The sequence below is a fragment of the Acinetobacter sp. YH1901134 genome (genome assembly GCF_013416965.1).
Lineage (GTDB): Bacteria > Pseudomonadota > Gammaproteobacteria > Pseudomonadales > Moraxellaceae > Acinetobacter > Acinetobacter amyesii.
This window is the reverse complement of sequence record NZ_VPEW01000023.1, coordinates 1-21,268: the sequence shown is the minus strand read 5'-3', so window position 1 is coordinate 21,268 and position 21,268 is coordinate 1. Positions and strand designations below refer to the sequence as shown.

Sequence of the window (21,268 nt, the reverse complement as noted above, 5' to 3'; positions counted from 1 at the left end):
TACTTATTTAGACAGACCATTTGGGTAACTTAAGTTATGCATCTGTTGCAGCCGCAAACAGAAGTGAATGTTTCATCACTTATGAGCACAATTTCAACGCTTGATTCTGACATTTCAACTGACCAAGTGCAACTCTCGGCTTGGGAGAAACTTTCCACAGAAACAGAACACGTCGATTGGCTCATCTTACACTTTAATCATTGGTTTTCCCACCTGAATGTGTGCTTAGTGAAAGGTGACTGTGAGCCCGAGTACTTTCCTGCCGATTTAAACGGCCCTGCCCGCATTCAATTTGCTCATGGTTATTTCAATAGCGCCTTGCATGAAATTAGTCATTGGACTATTGCTGGTGATCAACGCCGTTTACTTCCTGACTTAGGCTATTGGTATGCACCAGATGGTCGCAGCAAAGAGCAACAAGCCCTCTTTGAACAGGTAGAAATTAAGCCGCAAGCGATCGAATGGTTATTTGCCAAAGCCTTTGGACGTAAGTTTCGTGTATCACTCGATAACCTCACTGGTGAAGGCGGAGATGGCAGCAGCTTTAAAGACAATGTCTATGCACAATTACAGGCTTATTTTAAGGGCGAAGCCAAACTTCCACGCGATGCTTGGCGCTTTATCCAATGCATTTGTCACTGTACACGTGCTGGCAAAATGTTACAGGCGAATGAATTTCAACGTGAAATGCTTGATTAAATTATACAATTTGACTGCATTTCGCATTGCACAAAGCGAATAGACCGCGACATAATGTCTAGAGCTTTTAATAATAAGAGGAAAACGACATGTTGCATTTAAGAATACATCCGGAAAATCCTCAGCCCCGTTTAATTACGCAGGCCGTTGAACGGATTCGTGCCGGCGATGTGGTGGTTTATCCTACAGATGCCGCCTATGCCATCGGTTGCCAGATTGGGAACAAAAATGCCATGGAACGCATTGCCCAAATTCGTCAGCTCGATGCTAAACATCAATATGCGATTATTTGTGCAGATTTATCTGACATTGCCACGTATGCCAAAGTCGACAATGCCATGTATCGTCTATTGAAAAATAACACCCCTGCTGTCACCACCTTTATTTTGCCTGCGACCAGTGAAGTTCCTCGCCGTTTAATGCATCCTAAAAAGAAAACCATTGGACTGCGTATTCCGAGCAACCCGATTTGCCAATTATTACTCAAAGAATTGGGTGAGCCTTTATTAACATCGACCTTAATTTTACCGGGCCAAAAAGAACCGATTGATGATCCTTACGAAATTGAACTGCAAATCGGTAAACGCATAGATGTATTGATTGATGGCGGTTTAGGTACTTTAAATACCACTAGCGTTGTAAACCTTGCAGGTGAATACCCTGAAGTGATTCGCCGTGGTGTCGGTGATGTCAGTGCCTTTGAATAGCATGTACTGTTAAATACATGCTGTTACTTATCAGAGGCACAGCATGTAAAGGTCATCTGCTCAAAACGCAGTTAAAGCACCTTTCGATAAAGGAATCGACCTGATGACTTTATTTCAAATTTTACTCAAGCTGCAAAATGCAACAGACCTCAGTCTCTCCGAGCAAAACAGTCTCAATCATCTTGCTATATATGCCACTGAGCCGTGGACTTTAGAATCCAAGGCTCAACTGAGGGCAAAAGATGAAAATTTAATTTCACCAATAGCGACAACACAGCCGCAAATTTTTCGTTATTTTCTGCATGCATCAACGGTCAAATCACTGTTTAAACGTAGAGCTAATCAAAACCTCTGTTCGCAAGCGCAGTGCCAACTCATCATCGAATTTGCACTTGAACAAAGGATCTTACCAACAGATTCAAAGCCTTGATCGTGTACTTTTGCTCAAGCGCAATAAAGCTGTATAAATTCTTTTAAGTGAATTTTTTGTTGTCCCTGCTCATCAAAATTATTTGTATTGAGCCAAGCTTCATATGCTTGAGACAACATTGGCCAATCCTGATCCAACATCGCAAACCAAGCAGTATCACGATTACGACCTTTCACTATCACATGTTGACGAAACAACCCTTCAAATTGAAAGCCAAAACGTAAGGCAGCATTTTTCGAAGGCGTGTTCAAGTCATCACACTTCCACTCCACCCGTCGAAATCCCGCTGCAAAGCATGCTTTTAACAATAGATAAATGGTTTCTGTTGCTGCGGTTGATTGCTTCATTAAACTTGAAAAATAGACATTGCCAATTTCAATGACAGCATGTGCTGGGCGTACATTAAGCAAACCAACCCATCCTACAATGGCACCAACCTCAATGACATAATGCATCGAACCGGCAAAATGAAAGGATTGCTGAAAATAATCAAGCAATTGCTGCATGCTTTGAATTTGAGAATAAGGCAAATACGTCCAACAACGTTCATCGGGTTCTTGTTGTACTGTCTGCCATAGCCGCTGTAAAAGACTATCATCAAGCTGATCGGGCAACATCGGAATAAGCCGAACAGATTGCCCCACTTCGGTTTTACATCTGAACTGGCAAGGTTCAAACTGCGTCAACGTCATCCCTACAGACTGACCCCATTGATTATATTGTTGTGGCATAGCTAATATTCTTTTAGTCAGTTCATTCAAATCATTTCATGTTGGACGCCCATCATCCAGACATCACAGCTTAAATGCGCTCACGGATTGATGAGTGTATTTTTTATAATTAACACAAGATGTGATCGATATCACAGCTTTAAAATTTTACATGTGTATAAATAAAGCCTATTCCCTATAAATTTTAAGTTTTTTACCCAATTCAACCGTTCAGTAATTTCTTTAAACGCATTTTTCCATTACACTATTCCCTATAACTTTTGTGCTTTTACTTTCGATGTGAGATCGAAGCGAAAGCTGTCTGCATGCCTTTGAAAATTCGCGTGGCCTATAATTGCAATGAACCAAACTGTCCATAATTCTATGGAAGATGCTCCACACATTCGCGTTTTGGATGAGTGGCAAGAAGCTATTCCAGAAGATTTGTACATCCCACCCGCTGCATTTGAAATTCTATTAGAGCATTTCGAAGGACCACTCGACTTTCTGATTTACCTGATTCAAAAAAATGGCTTCGACTTATTACAAGTCGATATTGCCCCGATTGCATCCCAATATTTGTCTTATATGGATGCAATGAAATCTCTAGATATTGAATTAACTGCAGACTATATGGTGATGGCAGCCCTATTGGCCGATTTAAAATCGCGTCTATTATTGCCAAAACCTAAATCGACCGCAGCACATGAACAAGATCCTAAACAAGAATTGATTGACCGTTTAGAAACGTATTTGCGCATCAAACAAGCTGCGGAAAGATTAGGTCAAATGTCAGTATTGGATCGAGATACATTCGATACCAATGTCAGTTTAGGAACGATTGTCGAAACCAATGACGGTTATGACATTCAATTACTTCGTGATGCCATACTCTGTGTTTTTAATCGACCAGAACCAGTTACCCACCAAATTTTGCAAGAACCTGTCTTACTCGAAGAACGTATTGCTTATATTGAAACTAAGCTTGAGTCAGGTGAAGTATTAGATTTTGAAGACTTACTCAAGCCAAGCCAAGGCCGCATGGGTGTTGTCGTGACATTTATGGCTGTGTTGGAACTGACACGCCAACAAAAAGTTCAAATTGTCGCATCAGGTGTAGAAGCACCGCTTGCAATTCAAGGAGCACGTGCATGAACACTGAACTTAAACAAATGACTGCGGTGTCTTCAGAAGATAATCTGCATGAAATTTTGATGCAGCTTGAAGCCATTATTTTTGCCAGTGAAGCGGCAGTGAGTATTGCCCGTTTAAAAGAGGCTTTCCAAGACCGTTTCAGTAAAACCGAATTACGCCAATATTTGCAGCAACTTTCAATGCTGCAACACGGCAGATCAATTGAACTTGTTGAAACCGCTCAAGGTTTCCGTTTTCAAGTACGTGCAAAATATCGTAATATTATTGCACAGACCTGGCCTGAACGACCAACTCGTTTATCGCCATCCTTGCTCGAAACTCTTTCTGTCATTGCTTACCATCAACCGGTAACCCGCGCAGATATTGAGCAAATCCGTGGGGTGACCAACAATAGTCAAATTTTACGTACGCTATTTGACTGGAACTGGATTAAAGAATCTGGTTTTCGTGAACTCCCAGGACGACCCGCGTTGTTAGTTACAACGCCTCAATTTTTAAATGCTTTTGGTCTAACCTCTTTGGGCCAATTGCCTCCCCTGCAGGATGCCAAGGAAGCTTTTATGGCCCTCGATGCGAATGCACCGAAGTCATAAATAGGTGAACTGTTGATGATAATTTCTAAGGTTATGCTGTCATGAGTGAAAAATTGCAAAAGGTGCTCGCACGCGTTGGTTTGGGTTCTCGCCGTTATATGGAAGAAGTCATTGCCGCTGGTCGTGTGAGCGTAAATGGGCAAGTTGCCCAAGTGGGTGAACGTATTGAACCGGGTGATGAGCTTCGCATCGATGGTCGTAAAGTTCAGTTCCAAATTGAAGACGAAATTCGTCGCCGTGTGTTGATTTACTATAAACCAGAAGGCGAAATTTGTTCACGAAATGACCCTGAAAACCGTCCAACGGTATTTGAACAATTACCTCAAATTACAGGTGATCGTTGGGTGATGGTGGGTCGTCTAGATATCAATTCTACAGGTCTATTGCTGTTCACGAATGACGGTGAACTGGCGAACCGTTTAATGCACCCTTCTAGCGAAATCGAACGTGAATATGCCGTTCGTGTCATGGGTGAAGTTACTCCTCAATTAAAAAACAACATGTTACAAGGCGTTGTTTTAGATGATGGCCCTGCAAAATTTGAGTCATTCTCTGAAATTGGTGGTGACGGTATTAACCGTTGGTATCAAGTGGTCGTAAAAGAAGGTCGTAACCGTGAAGTTCGTCGTATTTTCGAGTCTCAAGGTTTAAAAGTGAGTCGTCTTTTACGTACACGTTATGGTTCAGTAATTCTGCCACGCGAACTGCGTACTGGTCGCTGGATCGAGCTAGATAAACAAGATATCGACAATTTAACCAAGTCAGTTGAACTTAAACCACGTCAAGGTACTGGCCTGTTTGGTATGGCGAAACGTCGTACTGAACGTATGCAAGACAAACCAATGGCAGCACGTCGTGGTGGTTACTTACGCCAACAACGTCGTGACAGTGACGAAAACCAGCCACAACAAAGCAATGGTTATCAAGACAATCGTGGCGAACGTCGTACTGGTCGTACTGAAGGTGGTTTCCAAGGCAATGGATTTAATCGTTCAGAGCGTCGCAACGACGGTTTCAACAATAACCGTAATGATCGCAACAGTGAAAACTTCGGTAACCGTGAACGTCGTAACGACAATTTTGGCAATCGTGAGCGTCGTAATGACTCTGTGCCAAGTCGTGCATTTAGCGGAAACAACAAAGGCTTTAAGAAATTTTAATTTCTTAAGTATAAAAAAACCGCTCATTTGAGCGGTTTTTTTATACCAACACTAAATAAATTGTTCAGTGGTTTGTGGAATCGCACTCAGCAAACGCTTGGTATATTCATGCTGTGGTGATCGATACAGCTCATCCGAGTTTGCAATTTCAACGATATCACCATGGTTCATCACCATGATTTGGTCAGAAATATATTTCACCACAGATAAATCATGTGAAATAAAGATATAGCTCAAACCAAATTCATCTTGTAAATCTTGCAATAAATTCAGAACTTGGGCTTGAACCGAAACATCTAGGGCAGAGACAGACTCATCACAGATCAAAATTTCTGGCTTTAAGGTCAAGCATCGTGCAATGGCAATACGTTGACGCTGACCACCAGAAAACTCATGTGGATAGCGATAAAATGCTTGGGCAGGCAAACTGACACGTTCAAGCAAATCAAACGCCATTTGCTCGCGTTCAGCATCATCCTTCCCTATCTGATGCACTTGCATCGGCTCCATCAAAATTTGACCCACAGTAAATCGTGGATTGAGCGAAGCATATGGGTTTTGGAAAATGATCTGTATTTTGCGCTGATATTGAGTAAATTCTTTGTCACTCATCGCCAAAATATCATGACCTTCAAACAGCGCCTGACCACCTGTCGCTTCCTGTAGACGCATCAGTAAAAGGCCAATTGTGGTTTTACCTGAGCCAGACTCTCCAACCAACCCGAGCGTTTTACCTTTCGCCAGTTGAAACGAGACACCTTTGACCGCCTGATACTCATCCTTACCAAATAAACCCTTGCGGCTATAGAACGATTTTTTCAGGTCTTTGACATCTAAAATTATCTGTTCATTACCCGTAAGACCACGCGTTCGTTGTCTACGGGTTTCCTCAGATAAATGCACATCCTCAATCAGCTCATCACCATTTTGACGCATAAAATCACTGATCATCGGTAATTTATAAGGACGCTCTGACATCTGTGGACGACACTTAAGCAAAGCTCGAGTGTAGATATCTTTAGGATGATCCAGCACTTCATTGACCAAGCCTTGTTCACGGATTTCTCCATGACGCATGACAATCACCTGATCGGCAATTTCGCTTACCAATGCTAAATCATGCGTAATGAACAGCATCGACATCTCACGTTTCTTTTGCAAGGCTTCAAGTAAATCTAAAATTTGCTTTTGAATTGTCACATCAAGTGCCGTGGTTGGCTCATCAGCAATTAACAACTTTGGCTCACATGCAATCGCCATAGCAATCATGACACGTTGCTGTTGGCCACCTGACATTTGGCTAGGATAAGCATCAATTTTCGTTTCAGGAGAAGGAATACCCACTTCCTTCAATAATTCCAAAGTCCTTGCTCTTGCCTGCTTACGCCCCATACCTAGATGAAGTCGTAATACTTCGGCAATTTGATCGCCCACCGTAAAGACAGGATTGAGTGACGACATCGGTTCCTGAAAAATCATCGCAATATCTTTACCGCAGATATTACGCATTTCTCTTGGTGACAGACTCAGTAAATCCTGCCCTTCAAAAACAATTTTACTACTTGCATCTATACGGCTTTGATCACGTGGCAACAGCCCCATAGTTGCCAACGAGGTCACCGACTTGCCACTGCCAGATTCTCCCACAAGTGCCACAGTTGTATTGGCAGGAATGTCAAAAGATATTCCTTTGACCGTTTCGATATAGCTTTTATCTTCGGCTTTAAAGCTCACTTTCAGGTTTTGAACACTGAGGAGCGTTGGTTTAACAGTTTGATTTTTTTCCGTCATCCTTTACTCCTCCTTATTTCAATTTTGGATCTAATGCATCACGCAGTGCATCAGTAAACATCGAAAATGCCGTAACTAAAACCGCCATTGCTACAGATGCTGCTATAAGCTGCCACCATTTACCTAAAATCAATTCACTTTGTGCTTCATTAAGCATGCTACCCCATGACACAACCCCAACAGGAACACCAAATCCCAAGAAGCTCAAAATCACTTCTGACTTAATAAAGGCCACCACTAAAATCGAGATTTGCACCAATGCAATATGACTGACGTTCGGAAAGATATGCACAAAGATGCGTCGGAAATGACTCACCCCTATCGCTTTGGCAGCGAGCACATATTCACGCGACGTATGTTTCATATACTCTGCACGAATCAGACGATACACCCCCGTCCACCCAGTAAGTCCTAGAATGAGGACAATTGACAAGATCCCCTTTTGCTGTAGTACAGCAGCAATCGCAAGAACCAAGAGCAAATACGGAATCGAGGTAAAAATGTTATAAAACCAGTTTAAAATATCATCGACCCAACCACCGAAGTAGCCAGAAATAGCCCCTAAAATTGTCCCAATCACGACAGCAAGTAATGCTGCTACTACGCCAACAATAATAGATGTTTCAGCACCCTTAATGGTTTTTTGCAGGACATCCTGCCCCCATTTATCCGCACCAAACGGTAAAGTTTGTTTTAGCTCACTCTGTTGATCTAACAAATGACCACCCAATTGCTGATCAATCGCCTTCATATCTTCTGCTAATGGATCTACAACGCCATAGTAGTCAATTGCATTGGCAACACCTTGCTCAGTCGCAATCTCTGCATTCAGTTCAGCAATTACATCTTTTAAAGGATCAACAGGATTTTCAGGCAATGCCATATCTTCTGCTGATGCTTTGGTTTTGGCTGTTTCATTGAGTTCCGCCCCAATAAAACTTGGAGGTGCATAACTAACAGCCACTTCTTTATTCCAATTGGATGCAACCAAGCCTGTCATCGACAATAGCAACACCACGAAATAACACAGTACAACGAACAACGACACCATCGCTAATTTATCGGCTTTTAGGCGTCGCATCGCCAACTTCCACAAGCCAGTCGATGCAGGTGTTGATGCCGTTGCTTTGGTCTTATTGAATATTCCTAGCATAGGCCACCTACTTCAACTGAACGCGTGGATCGACAAGTTTATAAATCAAATCCGCGATTAAGTTAAAAATCATTGTAGCCGCTGCAACGTAGACTGTAATCGCCTTAATGACAGGGAAGTCACTGCGCTCAACAGCAATAATGACTTCACGACCAATACCCGGAATACCAAAGAATCGTTCAATCAGGAAAGCGCCTATCAGCAGTGCCGGTAGACTCGACATGACATCGGTAATAATTGGAATTGAGGCGTTACGCAGTACATGTACACCTAAAATACGGCTTTCACCCACACCTTTTGCGCGCGCAGTTCGAACATAGTCTTGATTGACTTCATCCAATACAAAACTGCGGTATAAGCGCAAAGTTGGCGCAATACTTACCACCAACATAATTAAGATAGGCAGTAAACCGTATTTAAATAAGTTTTCGCTAAAGTGATCACTCCAGCCTTGAACAGGGAACCAACTCAACTGATATGCAAAAACGTATTGAAAAACAATAATATAAACCAAAATACTGATCGACATACCAATCGTACATAGCATCATAATCATACGATCGGTTAATGTGCCACGAACTGAAGCCACAGCAAGTGCCAAACCAATTGAAATGATCGTTTGCAAAATGGTTAAAGGAATTAAAATCGTCAGTGATGGTCCTAGACGGGTCAAAATAATATCTGACACCGACTCACCTGTACTCCAACTCATTCCATAATCAAAAGTTAAAATCTGCTTAATGAAAATCCACAATTGGACATAGTAGGGTTGATCAACCCCCAACTGTTGACGGATGTTTTCAATTTGCTCTGGGTTCGACATTTTGCCTGCTAGAATATATGCAGGGTCTCCACCTACCCAGTTAAATAAGAAGAATATGAGCAGAACAACCCCCAACATCGTTGGGATCATCTGCCATATACGCCGTATGATATATGCCAGCATAAAGTTGTCCTTACTTCACTCGTTGCCCAGTAATTTCATCAAAGAAAGCTTTGTTATCAGGTTTACGACCTAAGAAATCATGCACCAGTTTTTCGGCTTCATATTGACCACCTTGCGACAAGATCGTTTTACGGTAGCGTTGTCCCACTTCAGGGTTATTTAGGTTATCTCCGAAAGCAGACAACATATCGAGTGCCATCACTTCAGACCACATATAACCATAATAGCCAACTTGGTAACCGCCCATGATATGGTTGAATTGTCCTGGGAATTCAGTGCTTGGGACATAGCCTAAAGCTGTCTCGCCTTCCATTTTCTTCCAGACATCTAAGGGTTTAACACTCAAAGCATCTGATGAGTGAAGTGCCATATCATATTTTGCATACAAGGCTTGACGTGCATAATGCAAACCACGTCCATAGCTATGAACCGCTTTTAATTTATTAATCAGTGCGTCATCTACAGGTGGACACGCTGGATTACAGTAATTTGCGAGTGTAGATAAAGTTTCTTTACGACGCGCCCATTCTTCATACATTTGTGAAGGTGCTTCTACAAAGTCGCGCTCTACTGAAGTCCCCGATTGGGATGCATAGCGTGTATTGGACAAAATACCGTGTAAAGCATGACCAAACTCATGAACAAAGGTTTCAAGTTCATCACTATTTAGACCTTTACGGTTAAAATTAGTCACCAAAGCAGAAATCGGTTTACGCTTAGTCAAGGTACTACCACCTTTTACGCCCCAAACAGCCGCATGACCATACTTCCCTTCACGTGGGTATTTATCGATATATAAACCACCAAGCAACTCACCGGTCTTTTTATCTTTTACATCGTAATATTCAACTTCTGACTGCCAAACATCGACTTTCGCAGGCTTAAATTCAATGCCATAAAGGTCAGATGAAATGGCAAAAATCCACTCTTGAGATGCTTGGGTTGGGAAATAGTCACGCAATTTTTCTTGATCGATTTGATACTTTTCTTTGCGAAGTTTTTCACTCCAGTAACTCTCACTCCAGCGATTGATTTCAGCTTTTTCGAGTGGAATTTTCAGGCTTTTCGCTTTGAACTCACGTAAAGTCTTAACTTCTTTTTTCTCTAAAGGTGCCACCGTTTGATGAACATCGGCTAAGAACTTATTCACTGTTTCAGGGTCTTTTGCCATACGGTGTTGCAACACCCATTCGGCATAGCTTTTTTTGCCAAAGAGCTGCGCAATTTCATAACGTAAATCCATTGCTTGCTTTAACAATACTAAGTTTTTCTCAGTACCACGACGCGTGAATGCAGTTTGGTAACGCTTACGCGCATCATCGCTTTCTGCTAGTTCCATAAATGGACGGTATTCTGGGTATTCAAAACCGAGCAAATAATTGCCCTTTTCATTTTTCTTTAAGCCCGAAATATAGCTGTCTGGCAAGCCTTTCAACTCCGCCGGTGTAAACTCCAGTTTTTCTTTATTATCTCGTACATTACGCGCATATTCTTGTTCAATTTTTGCTAATTCATCGAAGATAGCTTTCAAACGAGCACGTTTTTCAGGTGTAAATTGTACCCCTGTATTTTCAAAACCATCCAAGATGTCTTGACGCATTTTTTTATCAATTTCGTCATTGGTTTTGAGTTTTTTAATTTGCTCATAAAGTTTTGGATTTTGATAAACCGAAGTTTGAAACTCCATAATTTTAATTTCACAATCTTCCGCAGCCTTACGTAAAACCTCATCAGGATCGACGTTGCTATATAGTCCGATTGGTCCATAAAAATCTTCAAATTTGGCAAAAATTTGATCCCACTCCGCCAAAACAGGTGCTGCTTTTGCATTATTTTTTATCTTTTTTTGCTCAAATGCCGCTAAATCTGTTTTCACTTGCTGAATTTTGGCATCACACAGCGCAGGTATTTCTTTGGCTTGGAACTTTGGCAAAGTACTCCGTATTGAATCTTCGGCTTGAACGAATTGGCTAGCGCCGATCATCAACATACTGAGGGTGGTGAGTTTCAAAGCTTTATTTTTCATAATTTCTCCAGTTTTGTTCCATTTTATTTTTTCGGGTCAATATCGATGTACATCCATTCTGTTGCCAAAATTGGATGCTTTTTATAACCAATCACGCGTGGTTGCGACAACACACTACGGTAACGTGCATAATTAATTTGGACAGGCATGTACACTTCTAATATGCGTGACATTTTCCGATAGATTGCATCACGCTCCGGTCCCGGTTTCATACGCTGCGTCTGTTCATATAAACGGTCGTATTCAGGAATTTTTGAACAGCCGTTGTTGGTGACATTGATATTTTTGCCATAGAACAATTGCATAAAATTGTCTGCATCTGGATAGTCTGCGATCCATGCAGATGCTTTAAACATGGTTTTACACTGTTTTTCGGCTTTTAAAGCTTCTGCAAATGGCATCGACTTTGTTGTCATTTTAATTTTGATGCTATCTAAAGTTTTCTTCCAAAATTCGCCCAACTGCTGACTACGGCTACTATTGCCCGATATCGTCATTTCAATCGTAAGCGGTTTACCATTCGGTTGAGTACGCCAGCCATCTGCGCCGACTTTATAGTTATAACGATCGAGCAATAAATTTGCCGCTTTAACTGAGTATGGAATACTCGACTTATAATTCGGGTCATAGCCGACAACGCCGAGTGGAATTGGGCTTTGTAATTTTTGTGCATCACCATTCATCAAAATTTTGATTTGATTATCTGCTGAATAAGCCATCGCCATTGCACGACGTAATGCAATTTTTTCTTTACTAAAACCTCCAACCACAGGGTTTTGCATATTCCAATAGTGATAGTCGATAGAGGGGTCAGAAATCCGCGACATTTGGATGCCTTTTTTAGCCAACTCAGGCTTTAGCTCTCCATCTTTTAAGGCTTGTACCGACAAATCTCCATCTAGTACCAACAAATCCGCTTCATTTTTTGCAAAGGTCAACCAACGTGATTGTGATTCTTCCATCACCTGAATATCAATCACGCCAATTTGCGGCATTTTTTTGCCTTGCATGGCTTTTACAATCTTTTCATCTTTGGCATCTGATGCTTTAAAGTCCCAGACAAAGCCACGATAGTTTGGATTGGCCTTTAAAATAATTCGTGAACCAGGTGTCCAGCGTGTCAAAATATATGGCCCTGTGCCCACAGGTTTACCCATCACAAAACCCGCTTTGTCTCGATATTTTTCGACCACTTCACGTGCCATGGCCGATGCAGGTTGATGAGCCAATAACATTGGAAAGTTTTGATCTGGAGAATTTAAACGAATGACAAGGGTATACCGATCAGGGGTTTGTATGCCTTCAATGGGCGCATCATAATCAAACTTACCTGTTTTTTTTGCCTTTTCTAAAACCTTCTCCATCCCTAAAATACGACCATCAAGTAGCCAACTGTTTGGTGAACGAAGTTGTGGATCGACTAAACGTCTAAAGGTATATGCATAATCAGCCGAGGTTAATTCTCTTTTTTTGCCTTTAAATACAGGATCATCAGCAAAAAAAATGCCTTTTTGCAGGCGAATGGTATAAGTCAAACCATCAGCACTGATTTCTGGCATCGCAGCAGCCGTTTTAGGAACCAACTTTGCCGGCGATGCTAAATAGTCATAGGTATATAAGGTTTCAAAGATTGATGTATTCACATGTGCAGAATACAGATCATGCACGCCAACTGGGTCAAAACCTGTTTCTGCGACAGGGAAAATATGACGTAAAACTTTATTTGGATCTGCTGGATTCTTTGCCAATGCTAATGTCGGCATCGCACTGAACAACACTCCCCCCATCAAACACGCTGTAGCAAATTTGGTTAGCGTAAAATTCGAATTTCGCTTCATTGTAATCCTGACTCAATTATTTTTTACTAGGCTGAATATCGAGATATTGCCAACTGGTGTTCATCATTGGATGTGTTTTATACCCCTGAATTTCAGGGTGAATTAACCAATTACGAATCCGTGTAGAATGGATAATCCAAGGGTTATCCGCTTCAATTTGACGGTTCATTTTTTCATAAAAAGGTTCACGATCTTTAGGTTTCAACACAATAGCTTGCTTATATAATGCGTCATAAGCTTTAGATTGATAACAACTTAAATTCCCTTGTCCTGAATTTGGCCCATATAGTAATTGAGCAAAGTTCTCCCCTTCAGGATAATCTGCAATCCACGCTCCAGACCACATCATATATTTACATTGCATTGCTTCTTTTAAATTGTCAGCAAAGTTACTGACCTTAAACTGTACCCGTATCCCAATGGCATCGAGATTTTTTTTCCACAACTCAGATTGAATCACCGATTTAGAGCTATTTTCAGTATTTATTTTTAAGATCAACGCTTTACCATCGGGCAAGGTTCGATAACCATCAGCACCTTTCTTATACCCAAATCGATCCAGTAATTTATTGGCCAGCAATGGGTTATATCCCAAACTACTGCGATATTTTGGATTAAAGCCACTCACGCCTTCTGGTAAAAACATTTCAGCCTTTATGGCCTGCCCTTGATATAACTGTTTAATCGATTCAGCTTGATTGTATGACATGCTGATGGCACGGCGTAAAGCGATCTTTTCAAGGCTTTGACCACCGACAAGCGGGTCTTGCATATTGAACATGCTGTAGGTGATTTCAGCGTCTTTATTTGGATAATGCTTAATGCCGAGCTTTTGCATATCAGGCTTAAGTTTATTTTGAGAATCTAAGGCTTGCGGTACTGCATTTGAGGTCAATTTATCAAAGTTTAGCTGCCCTGTTTTAAATGCTAACCACCGTGATTGTTCTTCTTCAATAATACTGACGGAAACCTTGCCGATTTGTGGCATTTTTTTCCCGTTCATTTCTTTGACTAACTGATTGTCCCAAGCTGTGCCTGTCGATTTAAAATTCCAGACAAAACCACGATAATTCGGGTTTGCAACCAATTCTATCTTGCTACGTGGAACATATTTACTGAGCTGATACGGTCCTGTTCCCACAGGATGCTGTGCAATTTTATTGCCATAAAATTCAACAACTTCTTTTGAAATTGCACCAAACGTAACATAGGCCAAAATATATTGAAAATTATAGTCAGGGCGCGTCAAAGTAATTTGCAAAGTATAAGGATCTATCGCTTTTAGGCCGGCAATAGCCGCATTGTAATTAAATTTTCCTGACTTCTTTGCATCCGCAACGACCGCATCCCCTCCTAAGATTTTGCCATCAATAAATGAATAGGTCGGAGAACGGTTAGCTGGATCTAAAATTCGTTGAATCGCGTAAATGTAATCTTGCGCAACTAGCTCGCGTTTTTTTCCCTTAAAGGCTGGATCATCTGAAAAATGGATGCCTCGTTTGATTTTGAAGGTATAGACTTTTCCTTCTTGTTCAATCTTTGGCATCGCTTCAATAGTATTTGGAACAAGAACAACAGGACGTGCTAGATAGTCATATTTCAATAAGGGTTCAAAAATGGCTTCCGCAATATTGCCACTATAATAATTATAGGTTTTGACCATATCAAAACCATCATCCGGTGCTTCAAATGCAATATTTAAAACTTTATTCGATTGTGCAGAAGCTTGAACCTCGGCCATCATCCCTGTTGAAATTAATAATGCAAGGAGCGCTATTTTAAATTTTCTAGTTTCCAAACCTTTTCCTTTCTGATGATTTTTTAATAATACAAAGCCGCAAGCAGACTTTAAATAAAGCCACTTTACTAAAATAAAATGAACCAGTTTAAATTAAGTTTTAAACGTAGAACTTAATACAGTAATTAATATAAAGCGAAATTCATGCCACCACTCCTTGGTTGAAAGTTATCTGAATTAAATATCCTTTTAAATTCATTTTTTAAGATAAATTTATACTAATAGCGACTTTCTGAGTAAAGCTCGTTTTTATCAAAAATTCAACTCTTGTTGTTGAACACATCCAAGCATATTTTGCACAAATATAATACATTCCTGATTCATAATGGATCACCTTCAGATGAAATGACAAGTCATCAGCATATAAACCAATGAATTATATGTTTTTATTTTTTATTTATTTCTCTTATTAACCTTATAAATCAAACACATAAATATGAATTAATTCACACTTTTTAAGGTTTAATTTGCACCTAATCATATTTTTAAAAAAACTTTTGATCAAAAGTTAAATTCCTGATAAAACCTAATTAAAAGGATAACTTTAAAAAAAATATACTTACCGTTCATCTTAAAGTTCTCCACTTTAAACTCAATAATGTAGATATTTATCAGTATTTTATATTTGAAAATAAAATTTAAATATAAATTTGGCACTTGAATTGCTTAAAAAGAATCAAGCAATATCGCTAACTACAACAAAAAGGAATACTTTTACTATGAAAGAGAAAAAAAATGCTAAATCTGTGGGGGGCACACCATTTAGCAAAACAATACTTAAATTAAGTACTCTTAGTTTAAGTATGCTGTGTTTATCTTTAGCGCATGCAGCAGAAACAAATGAAGAAGAAACAGTAAAGCCAACGAAAGTAGCCAAAGTAACTGTGACTGGTTCATCCATTAAAGGGGTTTCTGCTCAAAGTTCTTCACCTATTACGGTGATTAAAGTTGAAGAATTAACTAAACAAGGGGTTACAACGACTGAAGAAGCCTTAACTAAAATTAGTGCGAACCAAGCGGGCTACAGTACAGCGCAAAACGTTGGTGCAAGTAATACGTCAGGCTCAACAGCGAACTTACGTGGCTTAGGATCAGATAAAACCCTCGTCTTACTTAATGGACGTCGTTTGGCTTATAGCCCATTTAGTACATCTGAGACCAACTTAAATACTATTCCGCTTGCAATGGTTGAACGTATTGAGGTTTTACGTGATGGTGCCTCTGCAATTTATGGTGCAGATGCAATCGCAGGTGTAATTAACTTTATTACAAAAAAACAATACACTGGCTTAGGTATTAGCGGTGGTTTACTCAAACCAGAAGATAAAGGCGGCGAAGAATACGATGTTTCGATTTTTGGTGGCTATGGCGACTTAGATGAACAAGGTTTTAACGTTTATGGCGCAATTGACTACCGTAAAGCCAAAGAAATTATGGCAAAAGACCGTAAAGTCAGCCGTCGTGGTGGCCTTCTACCTGAGTTAGGTATCGATGCTGGTTCAGCAAATGGCTTCCCTGCTAACTTTCTTGATCCAAACGGCGGGCCTTTAGATGCTGACGGAAATCCTGAAGGTGTATTAGCGAACCCGTATGGTGGTGCAGCCAATTGTAATAATTTAACCAATGTCACTGAAGATGGCGGACTCTGCTTCCTTAATACGCAAGCTTTAATTGGTATTCAGCCAGAAACTGAGGACTTGTCTGCAATTGGTCGTGCAACCATCAAACTTAGCGATAACTTCAACGCTATTGGTGAATATGTCTATGCAAAAAGCAAAGTGACGACTTCTATTGCTCCAGACGTCTACAGCCGCTCTGTCACGATTCCTAAAAGCAGTCAATATTATCCAGGCGAGGGTATTACCCCTGGTGTTGATGGTCTAAGTGGTGATCCATTACAACTTTACTTACGCTCTCAAGCGGGCAACCGTGTTTCACAATCAATCAATGAATCTCATCGTATTTTTGCTGGACTTGAAGGTGAAGCATACGGTTGGGATATCAACGGTGGCGTAACTTACGCAAAAGGCGAAGCATCAGATAGCTTTGTTAGTGGATACTTAAATCGTAACAAACTACAAGAAGGATTAAATGACGGCACAATCAACCCATTTGGTCCATCTGCAGATGCTAACGTTTGGACCTCATTAAATGTGAGTGGTACAACAAACGAAGCAACACTTGATTCCACAACATTTGACTTTACCGTGAGCCGCCCGATTTACACCTTACCAGCTGGTGATGTTGGTTTTGCATTTGGTGGAAGTTTTACAACTCAAGATTGGGAAGCAAAAGTAAACTCTGAGTTAGTACGCCTTGTACCAGGTAGTGGTATTGACCCTGACAAACCTCTGAGTAAAGGTGACCGAGATATTACTGCCGCTTTTGCTGAGCTTCAAATTCCAATTACCAAAACAATTGAAGCTCAACTTGCAGCACGTTATGACGACTACAGCGATTTTGGCGACACTTTCAATCCAAAAGTCGGTATTCGTTGGGAACCAATGAAGCAACTTATGTTCCGTAGTACCTACAGTACTGGTTTCCGTGCTCCAAGCCTTTGGGAAATTAATGCGCAACAAAGTAAAACCTACACTGGCGCAAAATATAACGACCCTGTCCTTTGCCCAGGCGGTAAACCAACCTCAACTCAATATCAAACCGAATGTAATACTCAGTTCTACCGTATGCAAGGTGGTAACCCAGATCTTCAACCAGAAGAATCTAAAACATTTACAGCCGGCTTTGTTTACGAACCAATTAAAAACTTAGTTTTAGCTGTTGATTATTACAACATTGAAATTGACGAATTAGTTGGCCAAGTGGGTGAAACTTCAATTTTTGAAGATCCTGAGAAATATGCTTCATTATTCGTGCGTGGTGCCGATGGTCGTATTGAATACATCAATACCATTCTAATGAATACAGGGGGTATTAAAACTCAAGGTATCGACATTAGCTTAGATTATCTTTCACCATTAACCGCGACAGGTCGTTTCGGCTTTGGCATTAATGGTACCTATGTCATCAAAAATGACTATCAAGAAGAAAAAGATGGTGCTTGGGAAGGCTTAGTTGGCGTGTATGACGATCCAGCTGTTTTACGTTGGAAACACACAGCAAATCTAAACTGGAGTTATGAAAACTGGAAAATGATTTTTGAACAACAGTTCTTCCGTGGTTATGACGACCAAAACCAAACTGGGAAAGCACAGTTCGACAAACATCGTGTTCCTGACTACACCCTTTATAACATTGCAACAACTTACAGTGGATTTAAAAACTTAGAGCTCACTGGTGGTATCAAAAATATCTTTGCTGAAGAACCTGCAGCATCGAACGTTTTAGATAACTTCCAATATGGCTATGACCCACGTTATAGCGATCCTACTGGTCGTACATTCTATGTCCGCGGTACTTACAAGTTCTAAAAGCTAAATTTGCAAGTACGATTCCAATAGGAATCGTACTTGCACTATTTATTTAATTAATTAGTCAAACATAAAAAATGCAAAAAACACTTATATCTCAAGTGCCAATTTCACTATTGATTGTTTGTCTCACATTTCAGGAGTAGTAATGGGCAAAAGCTTTTCCGAATTAGAAAATAATTCCGGCAAACGCCTGATCGGAATTGGGGCAGTCATTCTTCTGCATCTCATTGTACTCTACGGATTAATTACTGGCCTGTCCAAAAAAGGTGAGAAAACTGTAGAAGAACCTGTTGAATTAATCATTATTCAAGATAAAAAACCTGAGCCAGAAAAACCGAAACCAATTGAAAAACCACCTGAATTACCAAAACTCGTTAAGGAAGTGCTCAAAACACCAGACCCTCAACCTGAACAAAAGGTCGTTGAAAAAGCTGCACCAACTCAAACAGTTAAAGCCGTTTCAACACCTACGCCTACAGCTTCCCCATCTCCTAGTCCTGTGGCAGCACCAGCACCTGTAGCTGCAGCAGCTCCAGCACCTGCGCCTGCACCCAAACCTGCTGGAGAAACACGTGGTGCTTCTGAAGGAAGTGTTGGATGTAAAGAACCACCATATCCACGTGAGGCCGAAATGGCTGGAGAAATAGGCACAGTCCATATTTCTGTTCTTGTTGGTACAGATGGAAGTGCAAAGCAAGTGAAGGTTAAAAAATCGAGTGGTACTAAATCTTTAGATAAATCCGCAAGTAAAGCATTCAGCTTATGTACTTTTAAACCTGCACTCAAAAATGGTGAGCCAGTTGAAGATTGGTTTGATATTGAATACGAATTTAAACTTGATTAATGAATCTACAAAAATTTGGAGAATATAAATGAATAAAATGATGAAATCTGCGCGTATTTTTGCATCTGCTACAGTTTTAGTAACAAGTACATTACTCCCACTGCAAGCAGCATTTGCTGAAGAATCTGCAAATACTGCAACAACACAAGTAGAAACTACGAATACAACAAATACACCTGCACCGCCACCAATGCCTACAGCAACCAAAGAAGTCTATAACCCGTATGGCTTAGAAGCACTATGGCGTGAAGGTGACATCGTTGCTAAATCGACACTCTTTATCTTGGTCCTGATGTCGATTGGAACTTGGTACATCATGGTCACTAAATTTATTCAACAAGCTAAAATTAAACGTCAAGGCAAAGAAGCCGAAGCTAAATTTTGGGATGCTGCTTCAATTGATAGCGCTGCTGAAACGCTTGATGAGTCTAGCGCCTACCGCTTCATTGCAGAAAAAGGTATTAATTCAACCAAAAAACATGGCGGTAATCTGCTGGAACGTATCGACTTCAACACATGGGTGACTATTTCAATCCAGCGTGCTATCGATAAAATTCAAAGCCATTTAAGTGGTGGATTGGCTTTCCTCGCAACTGTAGGTTCGACTGCACCATTTGTGGGTTTGTTCGGTACAGTTTGGGGTATTTACCACGCTTTAACAGCAATTGGTATTTCAGGTCAAGCATCTATTGATAAAGTTGCAGGCCCAGTCGGTGAAGCCCTAATTATGACGGCAATTGGTTTGGCTGTAGCAGTACCTGCGGTTCTTGGCTATAACTGGTTAACGCGTCGTAATAAAGCAGTTCTAGATAATGTTCGTACCTTTGGTTCAGATCTACACACCGTACTTTTAAGCGGTGAGATCAAAAACAATAATAACGACACAAAATAAGAGAGGCATCAGCCATGGGAATGATGGTCAATTCAGATGGTGACGAAGATGATGTAATTTCAGCCATTAATACAACACCTTTGGTTGATATTATGTTGGTGCTGCTCATTATTTTCTTAATTACAGTACCTGTTGCAATCCATACAGTTCCGGTGAAGTTACCTGAGGAAAAAAACACACCTTATGAAACCAAACCGATCAATATTCAGATTGCTGTCAATAAAAATGGCGATATCTTCTGGAATGAAAAATACATTGCAGATAAAGATACGCTGATCAGTCGACTACAAGCGGAAGCTAAAAAGCGTCCGCAACCTGAAGTTCATATCCGTGGCGATCAGGTGACAAAATATGAAGCGATTGATGAAGTCATTAGTGCAACACAAGCAGCAGGAATTGGCAAAATTGCTTTTGTCACTACTCCTGTTGCCGCACCATAATCGGATGAGGGACAAGGTATGGGAATGAATGTCGGTTCCGATAAAGACGATGATGTTATGTTGGACGTCAACATGACGCCATTGATCGATGTGATGTTGGTTTTGCTTATTATGTTTATTATCACAATTCCAATTCCAAATAACTCGATCAATATTGATTTGCCAAATGGTACGCCACCGCCAACCAATGAAAAACCACCTGAACCGGTGACACTTAAAATTGATGCACAAGGTAAATTATTTTGGAATGGTCAACCCGTTGCCAATAAACAAGCTTTAGAAACACTTTTTGCTGGTGTTGCACAACAAGCAGATCAGGATACGATCAAAGTGCAACCTGACAAAATGACAGAATATAAAGATGTCGCTATGGTGATGGCAGCAGCACAACGTTTGAATGTCAAAAAAATTGGGGTCTCAGCAAATCAATAATTACTCCCCAACAATAAAGCCAACTGATCACCTCAGTTGGCTTTTTTAATTATTCACAGAAATCTATCCAGTTAGTGACTCAGAAATAAACACCTCTGTACACGACAAAAATAGATAACTCATTGAAATAATGTCACAATAATTGTTTTCTAACGACGAATACTATGACACATCTCAATGAGTTATATCTTATCTTAAACAAATCTCTAAAATGGAACAA

Annotated in this window: 18 protein-coding genes; 11 read left to right on the top strand and 7 right to left on the bottom strand. The window is 40.5% G+C overall.

Features of this window, described 5'->3' with window-relative positions:
- Nucleotides 1–36 precede the first annotated feature (36 nt).
- From FTV50_RS15785 to FTV50_RS15775, 3 genes are all read left to right on the top strand, one after another.
- Nucleotides 37–699 carry an elongation factor P hydroxylase gene (locus FTV50_RS15785; RefSeq protein ID WP_180025025.1) on the top strand — a complete coding sequence of 221 codons (663 nt, stop codon included), beginning with the start codon at nucleotides 37–39 and terminating at the stop codon, nucleotides 697–699.
- An 89-nt stretch (nucleotides 700–788) separates the two neighbouring features.
- Complete coding sequence (locus tag FTV50_RS15780; RefSeq protein WP_078190059.1) at nucleotides 789–1,406, top strand: L-threonylcarbamoyladenylate synthase; 618 nt, start codon at nucleotides 789–791, stop codon at nucleotides 1,404–1,406.
- A gap of 103 nt (nucleotides 1,407–1,509) precedes the next feature.
- Nucleotides 1,510–1,836 (top strand): hypothetical protein, encoded by a 327-nt coding sequence (locus FTV50_RS15775; RefSeq protein ID WP_180025024.1) that lies wholly within the window; start codon nucleotides 1,510–1,512, stop codon nucleotides 1,834–1,836.
- A gap of 14 nt (nucleotides 1,837–1,850) precedes the next feature.
- Here FTV50_RS15775 and FTV50_RS15770 read toward each other — a convergent pair whose 3' ends face one another.
- A complete protein-coding gene (locus FTV50_RS15770) occupies nucleotides 1,851–2,567 on the bottom strand; it encodes a GNAT family N-acetyltransferase (RefSeq protein ID WP_180025023.1) in 717 nt (238 codons plus the stop codon).
- 339 nt (nucleotides 2,568–2,906) lie between these two features.
- Between FTV50_RS15770 and FTV50_RS15765 the strand changes: the two genes are divergently transcribed.
- Genes FTV50_RS15765 through rluB form a run of 3 tightly spaced genes read left to right on the top strand, consistent with a single transcriptional unit; the run spans nucleotide 2,907 to nucleotide 5,454 of the window.
- Nucleotides 2,907–3,701, top strand: coding sequence for a ScpA family protein (locus FTV50_RS15765; RefSeq protein ID WP_180025022.1), 795 nt, complete (start codon nucleotides 2,907–2,909; stop codon nucleotides 3,699–3,701).
- Nucleotides 3,698–4,294 (top strand): SMC-Scp complex subunit ScpB, encoded by a 597-nt coding sequence (gene scpB / locus FTV50_RS15760; RefSeq protein WP_078190063.1) that lies wholly within the window; start codon nucleotides 3,698–3,700, stop codon nucleotides 4,292–4,294. The genes FTV50_RS15765 and scpB overlap by 4 nt, the downstream gene beginning before the upstream one ends.
- A 41-nt stretch (nucleotides 4,295–4,335) precedes the next feature.
- Nucleotides 4,336–5,454 carry a 23S rRNA pseudouridine(2605) synthase RluB gene (rluB, locus tag FTV50_RS15755; protein WP_078194228.1) on the top strand — a complete coding sequence of 373 codons (1,119 nt, stop codon included), beginning with the start codon at nucleotides 4,336–4,338 and terminating at the stop codon, nucleotides 5,452–5,454.
- 51 nt (nucleotides 5,455–5,505) lie between these two features.
- Here rluB and FTV50_RS15750 read toward each other — a convergent pair whose 3' ends face one another.
- The 6 genes from FTV50_RS15750 to FTV50_RS15725 form a co-directional block, all read right to left on the bottom strand.
- On the bottom strand, nucleotides 5,506–7,245 hold the full coding sequence (locus FTV50_RS15750; RefSeq protein ID WP_180025021.1) for an ABC transporter ATP-binding protein: 1,740 nt from the start codon (nucleotides 7,243–7,245) through the stop codon (nucleotides 5,506–5,508).
- 13 nt (nucleotides 7,246–7,258) lie between these two features.
- Nucleotides 7,259–8,398: an ABC transporter permease gene (locus tag FTV50_RS15745; RefSeq protein ID WP_180025020.1), complete on the bottom strand. Its 1,140-nt coding sequence runs from the start codon at nucleotides 8,396–8,398 to the stop codon at nucleotides 7,259–7,261.
- A gap of 7 nt (nucleotides 8,399–8,405) precedes the next feature.
- Nucleotides 8,406–9,344 (bottom strand): ABC transporter permease, encoded by a 939-nt coding sequence (locus tag FTV50_RS15740; protein WP_078190067.1) that lies wholly within the window; start codon nucleotides 9,342–9,344, stop codon nucleotides 8,406–8,408.
- 10 nt (nucleotides 9,345–9,354) lie between these two features.
- The gene (locus FTV50_RS15735; protein WP_180025019.1) at nucleotides 9,355–11,370 is read right to left on the bottom strand and encodes a M3 family metallopeptidase; all 2,016 of its coding nucleotides are present in this window, start codon (nucleotides 11,368–11,370) and stop codon (nucleotides 9,355–9,357) included.
- A 23-nt stretch (nucleotides 11,371–11,393) separates the two neighbouring features.
- Nucleotides 11,394–13,157 (bottom strand): ABC transporter substrate-binding protein, encoded by a 1,764-nt coding sequence (locus FTV50_RS15730; protein WP_373683697.1) that lies wholly within the window; start codon nucleotides 13,155–13,157, stop codon nucleotides 11,394–11,396.
- 67 nt (nucleotides 13,158–13,224) lie between these two features.
- A complete protein-coding gene (locus tag FTV50_RS15725) occupies nucleotides 13,225–14,952 on the bottom strand; it encodes an ABC transporter substrate-binding protein (RefSeq protein WP_180025033.1) in 1,728 nt (575 codons plus the stop codon).
- Nucleotides 14,953–15,725: 773 nt separating this feature from the next.
- Between FTV50_RS15725 and FTV50_RS15720 the strand changes: the two genes are divergently transcribed.
- The 5 genes from FTV50_RS15720 to FTV50_RS15700 all read left to right on the top strand — a co-directional run bounded on the left by FTV50_RS15720 (nucleotide 15,726) and on the right by FTV50_RS15700 (nucleotide 21,048).
- Nucleotides 15,726–18,437: a TonB-dependent receptor gene (locus FTV50_RS15720; RefSeq protein ID WP_078194235.1), complete on the top strand. Its 2,712-nt coding sequence runs from the start codon at nucleotides 15,726–15,728 to the stop codon at nucleotides 18,435–18,437.
- 148 nt (nucleotides 18,438–18,585) lie between these two features.
- Nucleotides 18,586–19,284 carry an energy transducer TonB gene (locus FTV50_RS15715; protein ID WP_180025017.1) on the top strand — a complete coding sequence of 233 codons (699 nt, stop codon included), beginning with the start codon at nucleotides 18,586–18,588 and terminating at the stop codon, nucleotides 19,282–19,284.
- A gap of 28 nt (nucleotides 19,285–19,312) precedes the next feature.
- Entirely contained in the window at nucleotides 19,313–20,176 is an 864-nt protein-coding gene (locus FTV50_RS15710) for a MotA/TolQ/ExbB proton channel family protein (RefSeq protein WP_078194237.1), read from the top strand.
- 14 nt (nucleotides 20,177–20,190) lie between these two features.
- Nucleotides 20,191–20,616 carry a biopolymer transporter ExbD gene (locus tag FTV50_RS15705; protein WP_078190074.1) on the top strand — a complete coding sequence of 142 codons (426 nt, stop codon included), beginning with the start codon at nucleotides 20,191–20,193 and terminating at the stop codon, nucleotides 20,614–20,616.
- 18 nt (nucleotides 20,617–20,634) lie between these two features.
- Entirely contained in the window at nucleotides 20,635–21,048 is a 414-nt protein-coding gene (locus FTV50_RS15700; RefSeq protein ID WP_180025016.1) for a biopolymer transporter ExbD, read from the top strand.
- Nucleotides 21,049–21,268 lie beyond the last annotated feature (220 nt).